General features: G+C 61.3%; 24 protein-coding genes and 5 pseudogenes. 21 read left to right on the top strand and 8 right to left on the bottom strand.

Annotated features, from left to right (window positions below; translation table 11 throughout):
* The 5 genes and pseudogenes from NKH29_RS30350 to NKH29_RS30370 all read right to left on the bottom strand — a co-directional run.
* A pseudogene (locus NKH29_RS30350) lies at nt 1–211 on the bottom strand (protein-L-isoaspartate(D-aspartate) O-methyltransferase); the annotation flags it as partial.
* A gap of 192 nt (nt 212–403) precedes the next feature.
* A complete protein-coding gene (locus tag NKH29_RS30355) occupies nt 404–1567 on the bottom strand; it encodes a tyrosine-type recombinase/integrase (protein WP_353001244.1) in 1164 nt (387 codons plus the stop codon).
* Nucleotides 1557–1973 carry a type II toxin-antitoxin system VapC family toxin gene (locus NKH29_RS30360; protein ID WP_352791596.1) on the bottom strand — a complete coding sequence of 139 codons (417 nt, stop codon included), beginning with the start codon at nt 1971–1973 and terminating at the stop codon, nt 1557–1559. The genes NKH29_RS30355 and NKH29_RS30360 overlap by 11 nt, the downstream gene beginning before the upstream one ends.
* Nucleotides 1973–2215 (bottom strand): type II toxin-antitoxin system Phd/YefM family antitoxin, encoded by a 243-nt coding sequence (locus NKH29_RS30365; RefSeq protein WP_352852019.1) that lies wholly within the window; start codon nt 2213–2215, stop codon nt 1973–1975. The genes NKH29_RS30360 and NKH29_RS30365 overlap by 1 nt, the downstream gene beginning before the upstream one ends.
* A gap of 360 nt (nt 2216–2575) precedes the next feature.
* The gene (locus NKH29_RS30370; RefSeq protein WP_353001245.1) at nt 2576–2818 is read right to left on the bottom strand and encodes a DUF982 domain-containing protein; all 243 of its coding nucleotides are present in this window, start codon (nt 2816–2818) and stop codon (nt 2576–2578) included.
* 157 nt (nt 2819–2975) lie between these two features.
* Between NKH29_RS30370 and ligD the strand changes: the two genes are divergently transcribed.
* Nucleotides 2976–4754 (top strand): DNA ligase D, encoded by a 1779-nt coding sequence (ligD, locus tag NKH29_RS30375; RefSeq protein WP_353001246.1) that lies wholly within the window; start codon nt 2976–2978, stop codon nt 4752–4754.
* Nucleotides 4755–4839: 85 nt separating this feature from the next.
* On the opposite strand, the gene NKH29_RS30380 is transcribed toward ligD, so the two are convergent.
* Together NKH29_RS30380 and NKH29_RS30385 are read right to left on the bottom strand one after the other, a co-directional pair.
* On the bottom strand, nt 4840–5142 hold the full coding sequence (locus tag NKH29_RS30380; protein WP_353001247.1) for an exonuclease/endonuclease/phosphatase family protein: 303 nt from the start codon (nt 5140–5142) through the stop codon (nt 4840–4842).
* A 417-nt stretch (nt 5143–5559) separates the two neighbouring features.
* A complete protein-coding gene (locus tag NKH29_RS30385) occupies nt 5560–6075 on the bottom strand; it encodes a hypothetical protein (protein ID WP_352592161.1) in 516 nt (171 codons plus the stop codon).
* A 22-nt stretch (nt 6076–6097) separates the two neighbouring features.
* Here NKH29_RS30385 and NKH29_RS30390 point away from each other — a divergent pair, with 22 nt between their 5' ends.
* From NKH29_RS30390 to NKH29_RS30460, 15 genes and pseudogenes are all read left to right on the top strand, one after another.
* Nucleotides 6098–6310, top strand: a complete 213-nt coding sequence (locus tag NKH29_RS30390) for a hypothetical protein (RefSeq protein WP_156948261.1) — start codon at nt 6098–6100, stop codon at nt 6308–6310.
* A gap of 131 nt (nt 6311–6441) precedes the next feature.
* Nucleotides 6442–6624: a DUF3606 domain-containing protein gene (locus NKH29_RS30395; protein ID WP_031195005.1), complete on the top strand. Its 183-nt coding sequence runs from the start codon at nt 6442–6444 to the stop codon at nt 6622–6624.
* A gap of 123 nt (nt 6625–6747) precedes the next feature.
* On the top strand, nt 6748–7524 hold the full coding sequence (gene xth / locus NKH29_RS30400; RefSeq protein WP_352717661.1) for an exodeoxyribonuclease III: 777 nt from the start codon (nt 6748–6750) through the stop codon (nt 7522–7524).
* A gap of 16 nt (nt 7525–7540) precedes the next feature.
* The gene (locus NKH29_RS30405) at nt 7541–7771 is read left to right on the top strand and encodes a hypothetical protein (protein WP_023722182.1); all 231 of its coding nucleotides are present in this window, start codon (nt 7541–7543) and stop codon (nt 7769–7771) included.
* Nucleotides 7768–8082 carry a hypothetical protein gene (locus NKH29_RS30410; protein ID WP_352496216.1) on the top strand — a complete coding sequence of 105 codons (315 nt, stop codon included), beginning with the start codon at nt 7768–7770 and terminating at the stop codon, nt 8080–8082. Before NKH29_RS30405 ends, NKH29_RS30410 begins: the two co-directional genes overlap by 4 nt.
* A complete protein-coding gene (locus NKH29_RS30415) occupies nt 8079–8702 on the top strand; it encodes a cysteine hydrolase family protein (protein ID WP_353001248.1) in 624 nt (207 codons plus the stop codon). The genes NKH29_RS30410 and NKH29_RS30415 overlap by 4 nt, the downstream gene beginning before the upstream one ends.
* A 1-nt stretch (nt 8703) precedes the next feature.
* On the top strand, nt 8704–9570 hold the full coding sequence (nadE, locus tag NKH29_RS30420) for an NAD(+) synthase (protein ID WP_353001251.1): 867 nt from the start codon (nt 8704–8706) through the stop codon (nt 9568–9570).
* A gap of 271 nt (nt 9571–9841) precedes the next feature.
* A complete protein-coding gene (locus NKH29_RS30425; protein WP_084643038.1) occupies nt 9842–10051 on the top strand; it encodes a hypothetical protein in 210 nt (69 codons plus the stop codon).
* Between the two features lie 984 nt (nt 10052–11035).
* Nucleotides 11036–11983 (top strand): annotated as a pseudogene (locus NKH29_RS30430) (IS481 family transposase).
* 75 nt (nt 11984–12058) lie between these two features.
* Complete coding sequence (gene cutA / locus NKH29_RS30435) at nt 12059–12340, top strand: divalent-cation tolerance protein CutA (protein ID WP_023722176.1); 282 nt, start codon at nt 12059–12061, stop codon at nt 12338–12340.
* A gap of 4 nt (nt 12341–12344) precedes the next feature.
* Nucleotides 12345–12609 (top strand): annotated as a pseudogene (locus NKH29_RS30440) (hypothetical protein); the annotation flags it as partial.
* 443 nt (nt 12610–13052) lie between these two features.
* Nucleotides 13053–13280, top strand: coding sequence for a hypothetical protein (locus NKH29_RS30445; RefSeq protein ID WP_023722175.1), 228 nt, complete (start codon nt 13053–13055; stop codon nt 13278–13280).
* Between the two features lie 125 nt (nt 13281–13405).
* Nucleotides 13406–13540: a YHYH domain-containing protein gene (locus NKH29_RS30450; protein ID WP_156948257.1), complete on the top strand. Its 135-nt coding sequence runs from the start codon at nt 13406–13408 to the stop codon at nt 13538–13540.
* Between the two features lie 193 nt (nt 13541–13733).
* Complete coding sequence (locus tag NKH29_RS30455) at nt 13734–13910, top strand: hypothetical protein (RefSeq protein ID WP_023722174.1); 177 nt, start codon at nt 13734–13736, stop codon at nt 13908–13910.
* A gap of 126 nt (nt 13911–14036) precedes the next feature.
* Nucleotides 14037–14540, top strand: a complete 504-nt coding sequence (locus tag NKH29_RS30460; protein WP_352592177.1) for a cupin domain-containing protein — start codon at nt 14037–14039, stop codon at nt 14538–14540.
* A gap of 352 nt (nt 14541–14892) precedes the next feature.
* On the opposite strand, the pseudogene NKH29_RS30465 reads toward NKH29_RS30460, so the two are convergent.
* Nucleotides 14893–15685: pseudogene (locus tag NKH29_RS30465) on the bottom strand (class I SAM-dependent methyltransferase).
* Nucleotides 15686–15748: 63 nt separating this feature from the next.
* Here NKH29_RS30465 and NKH29_RS30470 point away from each other — a divergent pair.
* From NKH29_RS30470 to NKH29_RS30490, 5 genes and pseudogenes are all read left to right on the top strand, one after another.
* Nucleotides 15749–15955, top strand: a pseudogene (locus NKH29_RS30470) (hypothetical protein); the annotation flags it as partial.
* A gap of 168 nt (nt 15956–16123) precedes the next feature.
* Nucleotides 16124–16300, top strand: coding sequence for a hypothetical protein (locus tag NKH29_RS30475; protein ID WP_352592180.1), 177 nt, complete (start codon nt 16124–16126; stop codon nt 16298–16300).
* Nucleotides 16301–16303: 3 nt separating this feature from the next.
* Nucleotides 16304–16555 carry a DUF982 domain-containing protein gene (locus NKH29_RS30480; RefSeq protein ID WP_352911093.1) on the top strand — a complete coding sequence of 84 codons (252 nt, stop codon included), beginning with the start codon at nt 16304–16306 and terminating at the stop codon, nt 16553–16555.
* 198 nt (nt 16556–16753) lie between these two features.
* Nucleotides 16754–16999, top strand: coding sequence for a DUF982 domain-containing protein (locus tag NKH29_RS30485; RefSeq protein WP_352496234.1), 246 nt, complete (start codon nt 16754–16756; stop codon nt 16997–16999).
* An 8-nt stretch (nt 17000–17007) separates the two neighbouring features.
* On the top strand, nt 17008–17253 hold the full coding sequence (locus tag NKH29_RS30490) for a DUF982 domain-containing protein (protein WP_352496211.1): 246 nt from the start codon (nt 17008–17010) through the stop codon (nt 17251–17253).
* Nucleotides 17254–17563: the final 310 nt, after the last annotated feature.

The raw sequence follows: 17563 nt of genomic DNA on the forward strand, positions 1-17563 counted from the left end.
AGCCGATCGGCAGCGGCATGTCTTGGTAGGCATAAGGCGCAACTGATGCTGGCACGAAGAGATGCCGCGGTATCCGCCTCATCGCTGCCAATACCCGCTCATCGAGCGCCGCCTTGCCGAGTTCTTCGCTTGCAAGGTCGGTATGGATTGCAATCATCTCGACCATGTGCCTGCGTAGGACCGCGAGGTGCTCTTCGTTCATTGGCTTCATGACGGTGGGGCTTCCCTCAACCAGCTTGCTGCCAGAGAGCCTTATATCCTGTTCGTCACGGTAGCGCCCGCGATCATTTCCATTACGGGTGCCCAGGGCAAGCGTGGGTGACAGTCACAGTCTTGGCAGGCTATCGCCGGCGGCGACTCTTGAGATTCTGGGCGCGCCGCAAGGGTCGGATCGATCTGCGACTCAGACGATTATCCGCGCCGCCCGCCCGAGCCTGCGTTCCGCGTCATTGTAGTAGTTCGAGGCCTGCTGCACAGAGCGATGCTGCGACTGCTGCATGGCTTCGGGCAACGGAATGCCGCGGCGTGCGGTTTCGGTGAGATAGCCGGAGCGCAGGCCGTGGGCGGAGAAGGCTTGCGGATCGAACCCGGCCTCGGCGATGCGGCGCTTCAGGATCAGATTGACGGCCTGCGGCGTCAGGGCGCGCGCTTCGAGATTGCCCCAGCGGTCGATGCCGCGAAACACGGCGCCTTCAGTGACGCCGGCGCGCTCGAGCCACGCTCGCAGCACCGTCACCGGCCGGCCGACGAGCAGCACGAAAGCGTCGCCATCGGCCTGTGTCGTCTTGGTCCGGCCGAGCCGGATTTTCAGGCAGGGAATTTTTTGCCCCTCTGAATCCTTGGGATCCGCGGGCACCGGCTCTTCTTCGATGAGCTGTTCGACGCGGAGGTCAGAAACCTCGCTGCGGCGGCGACCGCCCGAGGCGAAGGCGGTGATGAGCAGCGCGCGATCGCGCATGTCGACGAGGCGGTCGCCGGCGCAGGCCTTCAGGAGGGCGGTCAAAATGTCAGCGGTCACCGCTTTGCGGTTCCGCGGCCGGGCGCCGGCGCGCACCGCCAGTCTGATGGCGCTCTGCAGCCCCGGCGCGTTGAAGTTTCCGACAAGTCCGCGCCATCTGGTCAAGGTGGACCAGCTCGACAGGCGCCGGCGCACGGTGGACGGCGCATGCGGTCTTTTTGTCACCCGTAACAGGCCCTGGGCTACCAGCGACGCCGCTATGTCAGCCGGCATGCCATGGGTCGGATCACTCTCGCGCCGGGAAGAATCCCACAGGTGGTGGGCGACGAATTTGATCAAAAGCGTTTCCGGCGCCGGCCAGGGCAGCGGAGAACCGGTGGCGGCAAAAGACCATGCCTCGAGATAGCCAAGGTCGGAGGCCAGCGCGCGGAGAGAGTTTGCGCCGATGCCTTCTTTGGCCAGGTGGCGCAGCGTTGCGACATCGTCGTCGGTCAGGATTTCGGCCAAAAGATCGCGCCGGTCGAAGGGCAGCACCGAATCCAATGCGTCGAGCGCCTCGGCGCGTCGAACACCATTGCCAGGTGGCCGAGCGACGAGGTCAGTTGCCATTGGCGAGCGGTCCGAAAATGTGGACTCCCTTGCCGCGCGCGGCAACGGCGAGCTTGCGATCGAGGGTCGCCAGCGGCAACTCGGTTTCGATGGCCAGCGCAAGGTAGGCGGCGTCATAGGCACTGAGACCGTGCGCGGCCGCTAGCGCCAGCACCGCGCCGTCCGACCCGCCGCCGGCGTCCTCCAGCGGCAATCGGCGCAGCCGTGCCATGGCGGTGGCCGCTTCGCCTGCGGCGATGCGGCTACGCCGCTCGGCCATCAGCACGACACTGCGCGCCTCGTGCCAGAACAGCGACGGCACCGGCGATCGCCCCGTCAGGCCGGCAACCAGCGTCTCGGCGACCGCGCTGTGCTCCTCCGGCAGCAGCCAGGCCGCGGCTATGGACGCGTCCAGGACGAGACGCATCAGTAAGGGTGGCCTTCATGCTTCCAGGCCAGAATTTCCTCGGTGGTGACAGGTTTTGCGTGGGCCCGCGCGGCGCGGACCTCTTCGATCAAGGCGCCCAGATCCTGGTTTTGGGGAAGGCGGGACAGCTTGGCGATAGGATCGTTGCCGCGCGAAATGATCACCTCCTCACCGGCCTCGACCTTAGCGAGCAGTTCCGAAAGGTGGGTTTTGGCCTCGCCAATTTTCACCGTGATGGTCATTGTTTTGTCCTCGTAGGAGCTTGCTGTGCTGTAGCGCGCTATGCGACTCGCGTCGCGCTGAGCCCAGCCATGCACGACAAACACGGTTCTGCACCACGATAGCGCCGATTCCGCAGATTGGTCAAGCCTTGGTCTGATCGCTATCGATAAGAGATAATTATCGATAGTGAGAAGGCCCGAGAAATCCCCTGCAAGTCAGCTTAAATGCCGGATAGCTTGACTATCGCTGAAGGCGCAGCGGTAGTCGGCAAGTCAATGGTCCTCGCTTGCCAGTTCTACGACCGCCGCCTCGCTGCAGAGCCGACGATGCTCTTTGTTAGGTTCGTGCCCGACCAAGAGTAGGGCTTTCGGTCGCAGATGCTAAGGAGGCACTAGGTTTCCCTCTTCCTTGGCCGCTTCGAGAAACGCCCTGCGGACCACTTCGGGTTTCACCTGATCGATCATGGCATCCATGCAGAGCTGCACTGCCCTGTGCCACTTGGGGCCACGCTTGGTCCACTGCAACAGTTGCTCGGCGGCTCCCTCGACGTTGTTGCACTGATAAGCAATGCCAGGACGGGTGGTCCTTACGGAGACCGGCGGAGAGAACAAATGGAGCGACATTCGTACATAAGCGACGGCTTAACTAAGAGTTCCCTCAACCACGCCCGGTTCGAGCAAGGATCGGGTAAACCGGCTCGGGGCCTTACTCCTCCGGCCAGCCCTGTTGCGGAACCTATTCACTGGCCGCAAGGTTTGGGTGGAAGGTCAGGAGTATGCCATGAGTTCCAAAGCTGGGGATGGCCAGCTCGCTTTCATTGAGTTCCAGTCGCCCACGCTGGTCGAGAATGCGCCCGAGGGCGGCGAATGGCTTCACGAGATCAAATACGACGGCTACCGCACCGAGCTGATCATTGAGGGCGGTAAAGCGCGGGCCTTCACGCGTCGTGGCTACGACTGGTCGCATCGATACCGACGAATTGTTCAAACAGCGGCGGGTCTGCCGGTGAAGGCGGCGATCATCGACGGGGAGGCTGTCGTTCTCGGCGACAGCGGCCTGCCGGATTACCAAGCCTTGGAACGGGAGTTGGGCAATCCAGACTCGGCGAGGCTCATCTTCTACGCGTTCGACCTGCTGCACCTCAACGGGCGCGATCTACGACAGCAGCCGCTGGTGAGGCGCAAGGCAGCCCTAGAGAAGCTGCTTAAGAACTCAGCGCCGACACTGACCTATGCCGAGCATCTGGAGGTGAGCGGCACGGACGTGTTTGAACATGCCTGCCGAATGGGCTTGGAGGGGATTGTCTCCAAGCGCACCGATGCCACGTACCGCTCGGGCGTCCAGACCAGTTGGCTCAAGGTGAAGTGCATCAAGAGCGACACCTTCCCCATTGTCGCTTTCGTGGAAAAGCTCGGCGCTCACCCGCGCCGTATCGCATCGCTTTACATAGGCCGCCGCGAGGGCGACCGACTGCTCTATGCCGGCAAGGCTCGCAGCGGCTACACCTTGAGCGCTGCGCGACTGGTTCGAGAGCGGCTTGACGCGCTGATCATCAACAAATCACCTCTGTCAGAGCCGATCGTGAAACCGAAGGCGACATGGGTCAGACCGGACGTGCTGGCCGAGGTGCAATTCAGTGGCGTAACAGATCGCGGCGTGCTGCGTGAAGCCGTGTTCAAGGGTCTGCGAGAAGACCTCGTGGCGATCCCGGCCAAGCCTCCTGCGCCATCAAAGCGACGTGGGCCAGCCCGGGAATATGGCGTTCCCAGCGAGAACATCCTGCAACTGCTGCCCGAGGCGGTCTCGCCGTCCAAAGAAGAGCTTGCGCGCTATTGGCAGAGGGTTGCCGATCACGCACTCGTCCATCTCGGCCACCGACCGCTGAAGCTGGTCCGCCATGCTCTCGGCGCAACCTTTTACCACAAGGGCGCGCTGCCGAAGATCCCGCCAGCAGTGCATCAGTTGCGCGTTCAGAAGCGCGAGGGTGGCGAAGGTGTGCGCGTGTGGGTGGACGACCTTGCCGGCCTGCTAGGGCTGGTCGAGATGGATGCTGTAGAGCTGCATCCTTGGAATGCCACCGTTGATGACATCGAGCATGCCGACCGCATCGTTCTGGACCTCGACCCGGGTGAGGAGGTCGAGTGGGATGAGGTCATCCGGACCGCGCTAGCGCTCCGCGACATCATGGGAGCAGAAGGCCTAGAGAGCTGGCCGAAGGTGACGGGCGGCAAGGGAATTCACCTGATGGCCCCACTTGCGACGAAGATCCCGCACGACAATGCCCGGCTCCTTGCCCGGTCGTTCGCCAAGCGCCTCGCTGAAGCTCATCCTGATCGCTATCTGCTCTCCGCCGCACCGGCAGCCCGAAAGGGCCGCATCTTCATTGATTACCTCCGCAATGGGCGCGGCAACACGGCGGTCGGCGCCTTCTCCCCACGAGCGCGACCTGGCTTCCCAATCGCTCATCCCGTGACCTGGAGCCAGGTTGAGGCAGCCATCCGTCCAGATGCCTTCACCATCGACCGTCCGTTCAGGGCGGCCGTCAGAAAGGCAGCGTGAGGATCAAGGGCAGGAAACGAAATTCCCGGCAGGGATTTTTGTCAGCAGTCGGCGAAGACGCCTAGCCGAACAATGGATCACTCAACTATTTGCCGCAGAGGTCGAGCTCTATCCAGGCGAGCGCATGATCACTCGGCTTTTGCCAACCTCGCAAATCAGCGTCCACGCCGGCATCACGTAACCTGTTCGAAAGTGATGGGCTCACGAGGAGATGATCCATCCGGAGGCCGGAACTCCGATCATAACCGCCCCGGTAGGAGAAGTTCCAATACGTGTAGATGCCTTTCTGTGGAGGGATGCGGCGGACGGCATCAATCCAGCCGTTACCCAGCATTTCGGCGTAGGCTTGCCGGCTCTCCGGAAAGGTGACTGCGTCGGTCTCGAGCATCGGGGATCACTTCAGGCGCCATATTCCGCGGAGTCCGTCAGGCTGGTGAACTTTTAGGGCCGGCGCTGCGTTCCGTGCAGCGAAGGCGGCTCGAGCGTCGACGATGCGGAGACCCACACCCGTCCTTGAGGCCATGCAGCGTGCCAGTCTTAGCGACCCCCGGCCGGGCGTGCCGATCGGCGAGCTGATCGCCCGCCTGCCAGCCCGTCTCCGCGCCATGACACCTCCGAAAACAGGATCCTAACCGTCCTACAATATTCTCGGGGGTGTGGGGGCAGACAGCCAGGCAGACAGCCCCCACGGGGTAGCTCACCGCCCCAGCCGGCGCAGGAGCCGCCAGCTGAAGTAGAGCAGGGCCCACAGCACGGCCGAGGCCAGCCAGCTAACTGGTGAGCGTGACGGTCAGGCCGGCGAGCGTCAGCGCCGAGGCGCCGAGCACGGCGAGGAGGCCCCGGAACCCCTGCCGAACCGCGCCGACAGGCGCGTGAACCGGCCCATGTCCGCCGCGGATGTCCACAGCTTCAGAACATCCGCCGTGGCGCGGTAGCCTTGCGCCTTGGCGACGATGCCGAGGAGGTCGGCGGCGGCTGTGCGCAGGGTGGCCAACGGGGCAGGGCGCAGCACGCCCGTAAGCGTGGCGCAGGCGGCGGCGAGATCGCCGGCCCTGGCGAGAGTCACCGTGGCGCGCAGCGCCTCGCCATCGACGGCGTCGCCGGCGAGCCGCACCAATTCGCCGCGCAGCGGCTTCGACAGCCGGCCGCCCTTGCTGGCGGCCTTGAGAACCGTGGCCCCGACGCGTGCCGGCGTGGTGGCGCCGAGGATGGTCACCGTGACGACCGCGATGGTGAGCCCGACGGCGGCGAGGCCGAGGATGACCGGGTCATAGGCGGCGCCGTCGAGATAGGCGCAGCCTTCGTGGATCAGGTCGCGCACGTCGCCGATGCCGGATGCATCGGTGACCAGGGCGCCAGCCAGGCCAGCGGGGATTGTCGCGTCGCCGGTGGCGGCGCCGTGCCAGGTATCCCTGGCGACCCGGCCGAGGTCGGTGGCCTGCGCCGCACGACGCGGTCGCTCAGGCTGGCGGGCAGGGGGTGTGCAGCTGGTCGGCCAAGTCGTGCAGGCTGGCGGCGAGCTCGGGGGCGTCGTCGGTGAGCGCCTGGTCGACTGAGGGCCTCGAATACATGGGCTGATTCAACAAACCCGGCCTGGATTCGGTTCCATGGCCCGCGCGTCGAAGGATTGAACCGGAAGAGTCCGGCTGCGTTGTTGGGACTGGAACGGCAATCCTCGGAGGAAGAAATGGCAAGCACTGGAACAACACGTGGACGCAATCAGGACCGTGCCAGGGTCGCTGGTGGGCAGGATCATGAAATGAAGTACGAGGCGGGCAAAACCGGCGCCAGCAAAGCTGACGTCAAATCGGCGGTGAAGTCGCTCGGCAACAGTCGCAAGAAGGTCGAAGACGAGCTGGGCAAGAAGTGAACCTCGGCCGCACAGGATGCCGGCGAAGTTGGCGATACCAAGAGCTGGGGGTTCAGCGCAACGGGATAGGCCACGCCCCCCTGCGCGCCGGTCGCCGCCAGTATCTCATGAGAGGGCATGCACATGACCCGTATCGCCACCTTCAATGTGAACGGCGTCAACGGCCGGCTGCCTGTGCTCCTGAAGTGGTTGGGCGAAACCGATTACGACATCATTTGCCTGCAGGAATTGAAGACGTCGGACGACAAGTTCCCTGTCGATGCGATCAGAGAGGCGGGTTACGGCGCCATCTGGCACGGCCAGAAATCCTATAACGGTGTGGCAATCCTCGCTCGCCGAATCGAGCCGGTGGAACGTCGACGCGGCCTACCGGGCGATCCAGACGATACCCACAGCCGCTATATCGAGGCCGAGGTAGATGGGATAGTCGTAGGCTGCCTTTACCTGCCCAATGGCAATCCAGCGCCTGGCCCAAAGTTCGACTACAAGCTGCGCTGGTTCGATCGTCTCATCAGCTACGGCCAGCATTTGCTCGACGACGGGGCACCAAGCGTTCTCTGCGGCGACTATAATGTCGTTCCAACCCCAATCGACGCCGTGGTGCCGAGGCGATGGCTGGGCGATGCGGTCTATTTCCCGGAGAGCCGGCAGGCCTATGCCAAAATGCTCAAAGGTGGCTGGATCGATGCCGTCCGGCGCATCCATCCGGAGAAGGGCATCTACACCTATTGGAATTTCTCCTACCGGGGCGGCTTCGATCGGAGTTCCGGCCTGCGCATGGACCATCTCCTGGTGAGCCCCTCTCTTTCCGACCGGCTGCGTAATGCCGGCGTGGATGTCGAGCTTCGCGGGTGGGAGAAGCCAAGCGACCATGCGCCGGCCTGGATCGAGCTCAATTGAACCACGAGGAACACGGATGGTCGAACCGGATTATCCCGAAATGAACGAGTCAATCGACAATATCTCTCTCTACGCGGCCGGCGGCTACAGCTTTGCGGTTGAGACGCCCCAAGAAGGCCGGACGCAGAACGCCCACGATGCTGAGACCAGGATGTTGCGAGCCAAGAAACTGCTCACTTTGGGTTTCGCGTTGCCTTTTTCGTTCGGCTTCTCGGTTCGACGCAAGCTGACGAAGGTGATCCAATGAAAAATGTCGCTGCTTACGGATCCCAATCTTCCGATGGGCTCACTGCTGCGGTGCCGCGTCCTCGGAGGAATCGCGGCGGATGTGTCGAGCGGGGAACCGCCAAACGCAACAACCGCCTACTGGCGGCACCGCTCCTGCTGCACCAGGATCATCCACCATATGAGTTCGCCTACATGCCACTGAACAAGCTCAAGAATATCGAGGACTACTTCGTCGGCTGCCAAGTCGCCGAAGGCAAGGAAGCGAAGATCGTGGGTCATCAGGACAAGTCCGAGGCGCAGAGCATTGTCAGGGAGGCGGTCGGGCCTTGACGAAATTGGACCAAGCCCTGCGGTTTGGACCGCTTCGTGAGCGCTGGGTTCACCTCTGCGTCGACATGCAACGGATGTTTGCCGAGGCGACTGAATGGCACACGCCGTGGATGGAGCGTGTATTGCCCAATGTCGTCGCCCTCGTCGAACTTGATCCGGCGCGGACGATCTTGACCCGGTTTATTCCCCCTCAATCTCCCGACGACGCAGTCGGCGCCTGGCGGCGGTACTATCACAAGTGGGGGACGATGACCCGCGATCGGCTCGATCCTCAGCTGATTGATCTTGTTCCGGAACTGGCGCGGTTCGTGCCGCCCGCTTTGCTGGAGGACAAACCCGTCATGTCCGCTTGGCACGGGTCACTGCATGCTCGCCTGCGGTCTGCGGGCATTGATTCACTCATCGTGTCAGGCGCGGAGACGGAGGTTTGCGTGCTCGCCACTGTGATGGGGGCGATCGATCTCGGCTACCGGGTGGTCATCGTGGCTGATGCGGTATGTTCCGGAGCTGACTCGACCCACGATGCCATGCTCGCGATCTATGAGAGCCGCTACGGCATGCAGGTCGAGACGGTGACCACCGCCGACCTCCTGGCCGCGCGGCTGGACGGAATGTTGTGACATCAGGAGCACCACTGCGCATGACGGAACAGGAAATGATCATCGACGGGTTGGCGTCACTCCGAGTTTCGATGTCGCGCTGGAAGCGCGCCGGCGCGTGGACTTTCTCGTCACCTATCTTCGTGCATCGGGCCTCAGTGCGTATGTGCTGGGGATCAGCGGCGGAGTGGATTCACTCGCCGCGGCCCTTCTGGCTCAACGGGCCGTCGAGGAACTGCGAAAGGCGGGATACGAGGCAAGATTCGTGGCGGTTCGTCTCCCGTACGGCACTCAGGCGGACGAGAAGGACGCCCAGCGAGCTTTGGACACCATAGGAGCGGATGAAGTGCACCGGGTCGACATCAAGCCGGCTGCCGACGCGATGCTGGATTCGATCAAGCTGGCCAGTGTCGAGCTCGGCGATGCCGGCCGCGAGGATTTCTTGCTTGGCAACATTAAGGCGCGTCAGCGCATGATCGCCCAGTTCGCGCTCGCCGGCGCCACCCGAGGGCTGGTCATCGGCACCGACCATGCGGCTGAGGCATTGATGGGCTTCTTCACCAAGTTCGGCGATGGTGCCGCCGACATTCTTCCGCTTTCCGGGTTGAACAAGCGCAGGGTTCGCGCTTTGGCAGCGCATCTGGGCGCTCCGTGTGAACTTGTTGACAAGATCCCGACCGCCGATCTGGAGAACCTCGTTCCGCTTCGGCCGGACGAAGATGCATATGGTGTCTCGTACGATCAGATCGACGACTTCCTCGAAGGCCGAGAGATCGACGAAGCGGCGCGCACGCGCATACTTCATGTGCATTCCAGCACAGCGCATAAGCGAGCGCTTCCGGTCACAGCCATTGCCATGACTAATTCGCCATTGCCGCATCGCCAATAACTGCCTCACGATACACGGCCGACGTGCTCGCCGCAGCCACCGCGAAGCCGAGCCAGAGCCATTCCACGCGAGAATGGTAGGGCCTGCGCGAGGCTCAAGACGTCCCCCTTCGCCCGCGCCCAAACTGCCCGACGGCTAGCCGGCATCATCGAAAACAATGAGATGTAGGCGCGACTGCAGAGTGCATTATTTAATCGATTGACTCGCGGAATGCACCGGCAGTTAATTTCCCCGGTAGGGCAAAAGAGGGGCCACGAACTGGGAGCAAACGATGACTGTGCAAAAAGAAGAGGACTATCGAACCAACAGAGCCGACTATGCCATTGCTGCGACGCATAGCCGAGCGACCGCTGAAGGCGATCGCCACGATTTACTGGCAAGAAGAAAGTCGCTGTGGGTAAAAGATCGGCGATCTGCAAAATTGGCTGCAAACCCGTCGGAAAGCTCGCCAGAGCCGAAGGCCAAACCGCGCGGTTATTGAATCAACGCCAGTCACTTCGTCCTGCTATCGTCAAGCGCGCCCCTGCGGGGGGCGGCGCTTTGCAGTGCATAGCGGCCGAAATGGAAATCGGCGGATCGGGTCTCATTACGATCGTGCTGCGCGAGTGGCTGGAAACTAACGCCTAGCTGCCAAGGCGGGAGATCGACGAAAACGGATGGGGACGCGTAGACGCGTCTTCCGCGATCGCGGAATTACCTGAAACTGCAAGCTCGCTACTATTCACGTGGCGGACCCCAACCCGCCAGGCCGGCGCCGCCAAGCGTTCTTACCCCACGCCCCCAGAGGCGCCGGCCGCCTTCAGAAGGAAGGCAGCCGAGTTTGCGGGTTTCTGACACTGCATCGCCGGTCATGTCAGCAGCGTGTACTCTCATTCAGAAGAGGAAGCTTACGGCAAGTGCCACCACTCTCCGCGATTGGCTCACAGCATCCTGACACTTGCGGGTTCGGTCAGATCAGGCATGGCGCTTGAAGGGTCCGGCAACCTGTTGGCGTCTGGTCCAATCAACCAATGCGAGCCATAAGGCCGTTGGCGACCGCGACCTATAGCGTGCTCACTGACCGATGTGTTCTGTGGATGGCTCCCGTTGAAAGAGGCAATTCGTTGTTCTGGCGCATTGGTTGGGTGCCTGTTCATGCAGCCATTTGAAGCTGCTGGCCCTGATGGGGTCGGCGACGCTGCTGCTAGCCGCAACGTGCACACCGCGATCCATGACGCGCTTCGCCTATGCGCGATACTTTGTAGCGAAGCACAGGTTTGTCGAAAGGAGCGAAGTCCTTTTGCCATTTCAAGAAGCGGGAATTGCCGGAAATGCGAGTGGGCGTATAGCTACGATGCTGACCATGCCTCACCCCCTTGAAAGCCCGGGAGAGGGCCGGCAGCGGGTGGTCGCCTTTAAGGTGGCCTAAGTGTTCGATCCCGAGCTTTGATGGTGCATTCTTTTCTTCCGAATCGAAGGAGGCACTATGGGCCAGGTTCTTCACGGCAGCGCCACGACGACAGAGGCAGTCCGTCGAGCAATCAAAATAGTCAAGAGAGCCTGAGAGCGCTGGCGAAGCGCTACGGGATCAACCAGAAGACGGTCATCAAGTGGAAGGGGCGGACGTCGGTCGCCGATGTGCCGACGGGGCCGAGGAACCCCTCCTCGACGGTGCTTACGATCGAGGAAGAGGCAATGATCGTCGCCTTCCGGCGGCACACCTTGCTGCCGCTCGATGATTGCCTCTACGCACTGCAGCCAACGATTCCGACCCTGACGCGTTCATCCCTGCATCGCTGCCTGCAGCGACATGGGATCAGTCGCCTGCCGGAAGTCGAAGGCGACAAGCCGGCCAAGATCAAGTTCAAGACCTATCCGATCGGCTATTTCCACGTCGACATCGCCGAGGTGCAGACGGCCGAAGGCAAGCTGTACCTCTTCGTGGCCATCGATCGGACCAGCACGTTCGCCTATGTCGAGCTGCACAAGCGGGCCACAAAAATGATCGCGGCCGAGTTCCTGCGCCATCTCACCCCGGCGGTTCCCTACAAAATCCACACGATCCTCACCGACAACGGTATCCAGTTCAAAAACCGCGAGCAGGACCGCCGCCATGGAGCACATCTTCGGGCGCACCTGCCGGGACAGCGGCATCGAGCATCGCACGACCAAGGTGAAGCATCCCTGGACCAACGGACAGGTCGAAAGGATGAACCGAACCATCAAGGAAGCCACCGTCAGACGCTTCCACTAGGACAGTCACCAGCAGCTCGAAGCCCATCTCGCAGACTTCGTCAGCGCCTACAACTTCGGACGCAGGCTAAAGACCCTGAAGGGACTCACACCATACGAATTCATCTGCAAAATCTGGACAAAAGAGCCAAAACGATTCAGGCTCGATCCTCTCCATCAAATGCCGGGACTAAACCCTTAGGTCACCGGCGGGCGGAGCTTGCGTTTTTCTTTCGGAAGGGAAAGTCTCGCGCGAAATGAAGGCGGGAGATTTGGGATGCGCAGTCGGGTGATATTCTCTTTGGCAATTCTGGTTCTGTCCGCAGTTCCGGCAGGAAGCAGCCTCTTTGACAAGAGCACATGCATGCAAGGTGCGAGCAGAATCGCGCGCGATTTAGCTGACCATTTCAATGGCGTCAGCGAGCGCTTGGCCGCCTGTGTCAACTACATTAACGACAGAGAGGTCGAGAACCATAATAGTCAGCAGGAATTGCTCCGCGAGTTGGCGCAGCAGATTGCAGCGTTGGAGATTAGAGTCAGCGAACTTGAACAGCGCTAGTCGAATGCCCCGCCAATCTATCGCTGAAGAGCTTGAAAGCGCCGCCGACCGCATCGCGGACATCTCACGCGCGGATCTGCAGGTCATCCTGCGCCGCGCCGCATTAATGCTTACAAACGTCTCCGGCGCCCGCAACGGAGGACGCTCTCAACTCCATCGCGGCTGAAATGAAAATCAGTAGATCCGACCGCATTCAGATCGTGCTGGAAACCAACGCCTATCTGCCGGTCCGGGCGATCGATGAGGAAAGCGAGACGGACGGCAGTGCGCAGGCTGGTACGGGACCTCTATGCAGAAGACCCGCCGCTACATTTGCGAAGCGACGGGCCTCCGCCCCATTCCCCCATACTGACCTTGCAAGTGCGGTGCCAGACGCATTGACCCATTCCGGGGCACCTTATGGCTATACACAGCGGAATTTCCACCACGTACTTCGTTCGCATGTTTCGATTCCATTAGCTTGAGCGCATGTATTCGCCAGCCAGGCGAGCACCCCCGAAGGCTCGCTGGTCAGGCCCAGCGGCCTCCAGCTGCCAGTCCCCCCGCAACCAAGCCGCTGGGCCGTCCCCGTTAGGGCGAAGCGCTAAGACCTTGCTTGCACCGCTCAAATGAATGGCAATTTTCCGTCTGAATGCGTTTACGGTCCATTGTCTGCGACCAGCATGGGTGTCGCGTGGGAGGCACAGTAACTCCCCTTTTTAAAGGCGTCGAGATGCTACGAGCACCGCAAAGCCAGTTCCTGAGACCTGAAGATCGGGCGATCTGCCAGCGGGTGGTCGACCAAATAACCGCCGACGCTAAATGGTACAGCACCTCGATAGACGGTCAGATTCTGGCCTCGACGACGCTGACTCTCTTTCAATCCGGGGTCGTCAATGAAACGAATTTGCTGGCACATGTTCGCGCGCGCCGCCACGACTTCACTAAGCTGACCGGCTAGCTCTTCACCTTCGGCGTGATCTCTTCGATCTTGGCGCCGGCCCCCGATCTAGCGCGCCTCCGGCAAGTTGCTTGGACCTCTCCTGCAAAGATACTTTGGTGCAGATTAATTGAGGGAGGGCTAAAATGAAATGTGCAATTCTGGCCGTATTGGCGGCTTTGACCTTGGCTTTTGCGACCAGCGCCTATGCACACAGCGGCGGCACCGACAGCAATGGTTGTCACAAGAACCACAAGACAGGCGACTACCACTGCCACTGACTATGCGGCCCTCTGAATGACCCGCCTATCTGTTGCGGAAGAGCTTTGAAAGCGCCGCCGACAGCATTCACTTCCCTCCTCGTCATGACGAACAGTGTTCGTTCGAATGATGCTATTCCGTTGCCTTGAGCGCAAGTTTTTGGTCAGCCAGCACAGCGCCTCCTCTTAAGCTTGCTGGTGGTCAAGGCCCGCGATGAAACGGCCAATCAAATACGACCCCAAGCGCCACGTGCGCTACGATCCGGACCTGCTGCCCCGCACGGGGCACAGGTACAAGCCAGCCAAACCGGCCCACGATGCCGTATGGTGGCCCAATGTCATCTCGGCAATTGCTATTGCCGGTTTCTTCCTCACGTTCATCTGGAGCTAAGACAATGCTACCTTTTGTGCAGGCAGATGGCTCTCAGGCAGGCCGTGCTCAGCCTTTTGTGCAAGAAGTTCGTACCGCGGGTGCTCATTCCGTAGTTCCTTCGTCCCTGAAATCCTGCAACGACGCGTGCCGCAAGTCGTCCTCGCCGCGCAGATGCTTCACACGGCCAATGACTGGCGGCTGGAGAGTTTCCCGACGCTTGCGCAGGCCCAGGGCGCTGCAAGCCCGACCTCGCTTGCGGCGGAGGTCGCAGGCAAGGTCTGGCTGTTCACGCTCGGACCGAAGGATGGCTCCACGCCCGACGGAACCAAGGTCGTCGAGATCGGGCCCCTTCCTCCGATCAGCGCGAGCGAGCATTTGCTGCGCGTCAACCGCGCCGGTGGAGCGCCCGGCGCCAAGTCGCAAATCCATACACATCCGGGACCGGAGGCCTTCTACGTGCTGGCCGGCAAGCTCGGCCAGAGAACGCCCTACGGCGTGACCTATGCCGAAGCCGGCACAACCATGACCGGACACGGGGCCGACACGCCGATAGAAGTGTTCAGCGCCGGCACAACCGATCTCGATGAGCTGGCCATCTTCGTGCTAGACGCCGATCGGCCGTTCTCGTCGCCGGCCAAGTTCGACTGAGGCGAAATTTCGCGGGGTGGCGCGAATGTTCGTTCGTTGAGCAGGTTCAGCGCCCGCTTTACGTCAAGATGCAGTTGGCCGATGGCATCGTAATGCTCACGAAACGGCTTGAGGCCAACTTCGCGTCCCGCAGTTCACGCTTCAGTAGCGAAGCCTGCTTTCACCACACGCTAGCAAAGCGCGAGGCAACCAAGAAGCCCGCGCCTCTGGCGGAGAGCGCGGGCCCGATCGGGTTGCGGCCCGATCTGCAGCGGGCAGTGGAGGGAGCGTGCCTAATGGTCACAGGCAATTATTAGAAATCCCTAAAGTTCCACCCTGACTAGAGCGACCGACGCCGGCAGCGCCGAGGAGTTTACTTTGGCTTTGTCGCGCAGATCGCGAAGCGGTGCTGGGTGGCGCGTTCGAGCGCCTTGGGCCAACTCATCTGTTGAGCTTGGGCGCGATGGATCGCAACCAGTTTCCAGACGACGACGGGCTGATCGAACCCGGCTTCGGCCAGCAGGCGCCCTATCTCTTCCGCCCGTGCGCCGCCCGAGAAATAGACACCGGCAAGAATGCTCTGGTGGCGTCTGGCCATGGAGGCGAGGTCATTGTCCACGACCCGCGACTTGCCGGTTGTGAGCTTCTCCCAAAGTTCCCGCAAACTCGTCGCCCAGTTGCGGCTGACAAAATCGCCGTCGATGACCAGCAGCTTGCCGCCGGGCTTCAGCAGCGAGAACCATTCGGCAAACGCGGCCTTTGGCTCCACCAGCGTCCAGACTAGGTGACGAGTGGCGATGACATCGTAGCTCGCCTTGTCCTCGAGCGTCCGCTCGGCGTCCCCTATGATGAAGCGTATACCGGCGCCGCGGTTTTGTGCCTTGGCGCGTGCCTTGGCGAGCATGGCTTCTGAGCAGGTCGAGGCCCGCCACCACAAACCCCAGATCGTGAATCAGATGCGAAATCACGCCCGTCCCACAGGCGAGATCCAACGCCACCCGTCCGACGCCGGGTCCGAGGTGTTTGCTTATGAGCGCATCCCATGCGGCGCGCTCCTGCTCGGAAAAAATCTCGTGACCGACCTGCAGGTCGAAGGTCTCGGCGCGATCGGACCAATGGTCCCGAATTTCGTCGCGCAGCGAATAGTTTGCGTGAGCCGTCATCACCCGAAATGCTCTCCCCCAAAGCGGTACATTGGAATTGCTCTGAAAGATAATTCTTGATTACACCTCCGGTTCGCCGACAAATGCATCGTTATCGCCGAGGGCCGGATGTTCGCCTGCGGCACGCCGGAAGATGTCGTCACGCCGGCGCTCTTGCGTGATGTGTACCGCGTCGAGGCGCGGATCGAGCGCTGCTCGCGGGGCATCGGTCATGTAATGGTGGATGGCGTCGCGGACGAAACGGCAGCAGCTTGGCGGTTCCAACTTCTCTGACGGGGATTGTTAGGGCCTCGCCAGTGGGAAACGCAGGGCGCGCGGGGGGCCTCGCGCGAGCCAGTTATCCGATCACCCGCCCAGATTTTTGTCTCAAACATTCTGGCCCCCTTAAGGAACAAATCCGCTCGAGGTGCAGTTCGGTCCTTTTAAGATGTAGGCCCGAACATGGCTGAAATCGATAAAGCCAAACAGAAGGTTATTGCCGAAGTTGTGCGGCGGTGGATCACTTCAGAGGTAATCCGCAATTACCTTCGCAACATGCTAAATCTGCCTGTAGAACGGGAGCTGCCGGCTGAGCAAAGGTATTTGCTGGAGGAACTTGATAGGGCCGACAAAGAGTGACGTATGGCTCTCCACTGGTTCAACCCTCCGGTCCCTGTCAGGACCGAGCGTCCCGGGATCATCCGCAACGTCAACAACGCCGAGAAAGCCGGCGAGGAGCTGATGAAGTGGACCAAGCGTGGGCCTTGCTGGGACCTCGCGGTGCGCGTTTGCATGGCCGTGATATTCGACGAGATGGGAGCTGAGGAGGCCCGTAAGGCATTCCTGGCTGCCGATAAGGAGGAGGGGACGTTACTTCCCCCCAACGGCAAATAGCTAAATTCGATTGCAAAGTCAGTCTCTAGCCACGAGGGCCCGCCGCCCGTGAGAAAAGCGACGGGCCCGACAGCGGGTGCATCCACGAAGAATCGACCGCTGCGAGTTCTAAACCCGCGAGGGCCTGCGTTGTTCCCTTATCAGCGGAGGCTGCAACTGGGTTGGTCAGCAGCCTCTTGCCGCTCTAAGTTCATCCTCATGGGTCCCTTCTGGTTCTCTCCACCGGTCTACGTGAAGACGAAACGTCCAGGCATTCGCCATGGGGTCAGCCACGTCGAGGGAGCCGCCGAGGAACTCATGGCGTGGGACACAAAGGGCCCGAGGTGGACCAAGGCTGTCCAATCCTGCGTCGATGCATTCGAGGGCAAATCCTCCCCCCAAGAGGTCCGTGAAGCCTTCGAGGCGGCTGCCAAGGAGGCCAACGTGTATCTCTCCCCTGAGTAGGAGGTATCATGGCAACCCATTGGTTCGTCCCTCCGGTGTTCGTGAAGACTGAAACCGGTGTCAGGCATGGCTGCAACAATGCGAGGGCAGCCCTTGAGCAGCTCAAAACGTGGACCCGGAGAGGACCCTGCTGGCATAAGGCGGTGACGCTGTGCCTGTCAGATCTGGAGGGCGATTCGATTGACCCTCAGGTGGTGCGAAAGGCCTTTGAGGCTGCCGCAAAGGAGGCCAAGATGTATCTCTCCCCTGAGTAGGAGGTGTCGTGGCAACCCATTGGTTCTCCCCTCCAGTGTACGTCAAGACCGACCGACCTACGGGTCTAACAATGTCGAGGGTGCCGCCGAGGAACTCCTGAAGTGGACCAAGATGGGACCTAAGTGGCGGAAGGCTGCACAACTATACATCGACGCGCCGTCGAGGATCGGGCGACTCCGGAGGAGGCCCGTAAGGCCTTCGGGGCTGCTGCTAAGGAGGAGGGGATGTTCGTGCGAAACGTTGGCGAATAGATTCGCTATTTCGGTGCGTTAGCCTACAGTCATGAAGTCGCCAGCCAACTGTTAGGCA

Origin of the sequence: Mesorhizobium sp. M1295, from assembly GCF_040318135.1 — a bacterium.
Classification (GTDB): domain Bacteria; phylum Pseudomonadota; class Alphaproteobacteria; order Rhizobiales; family Rhizobiaceae; genus Mesorhizobium.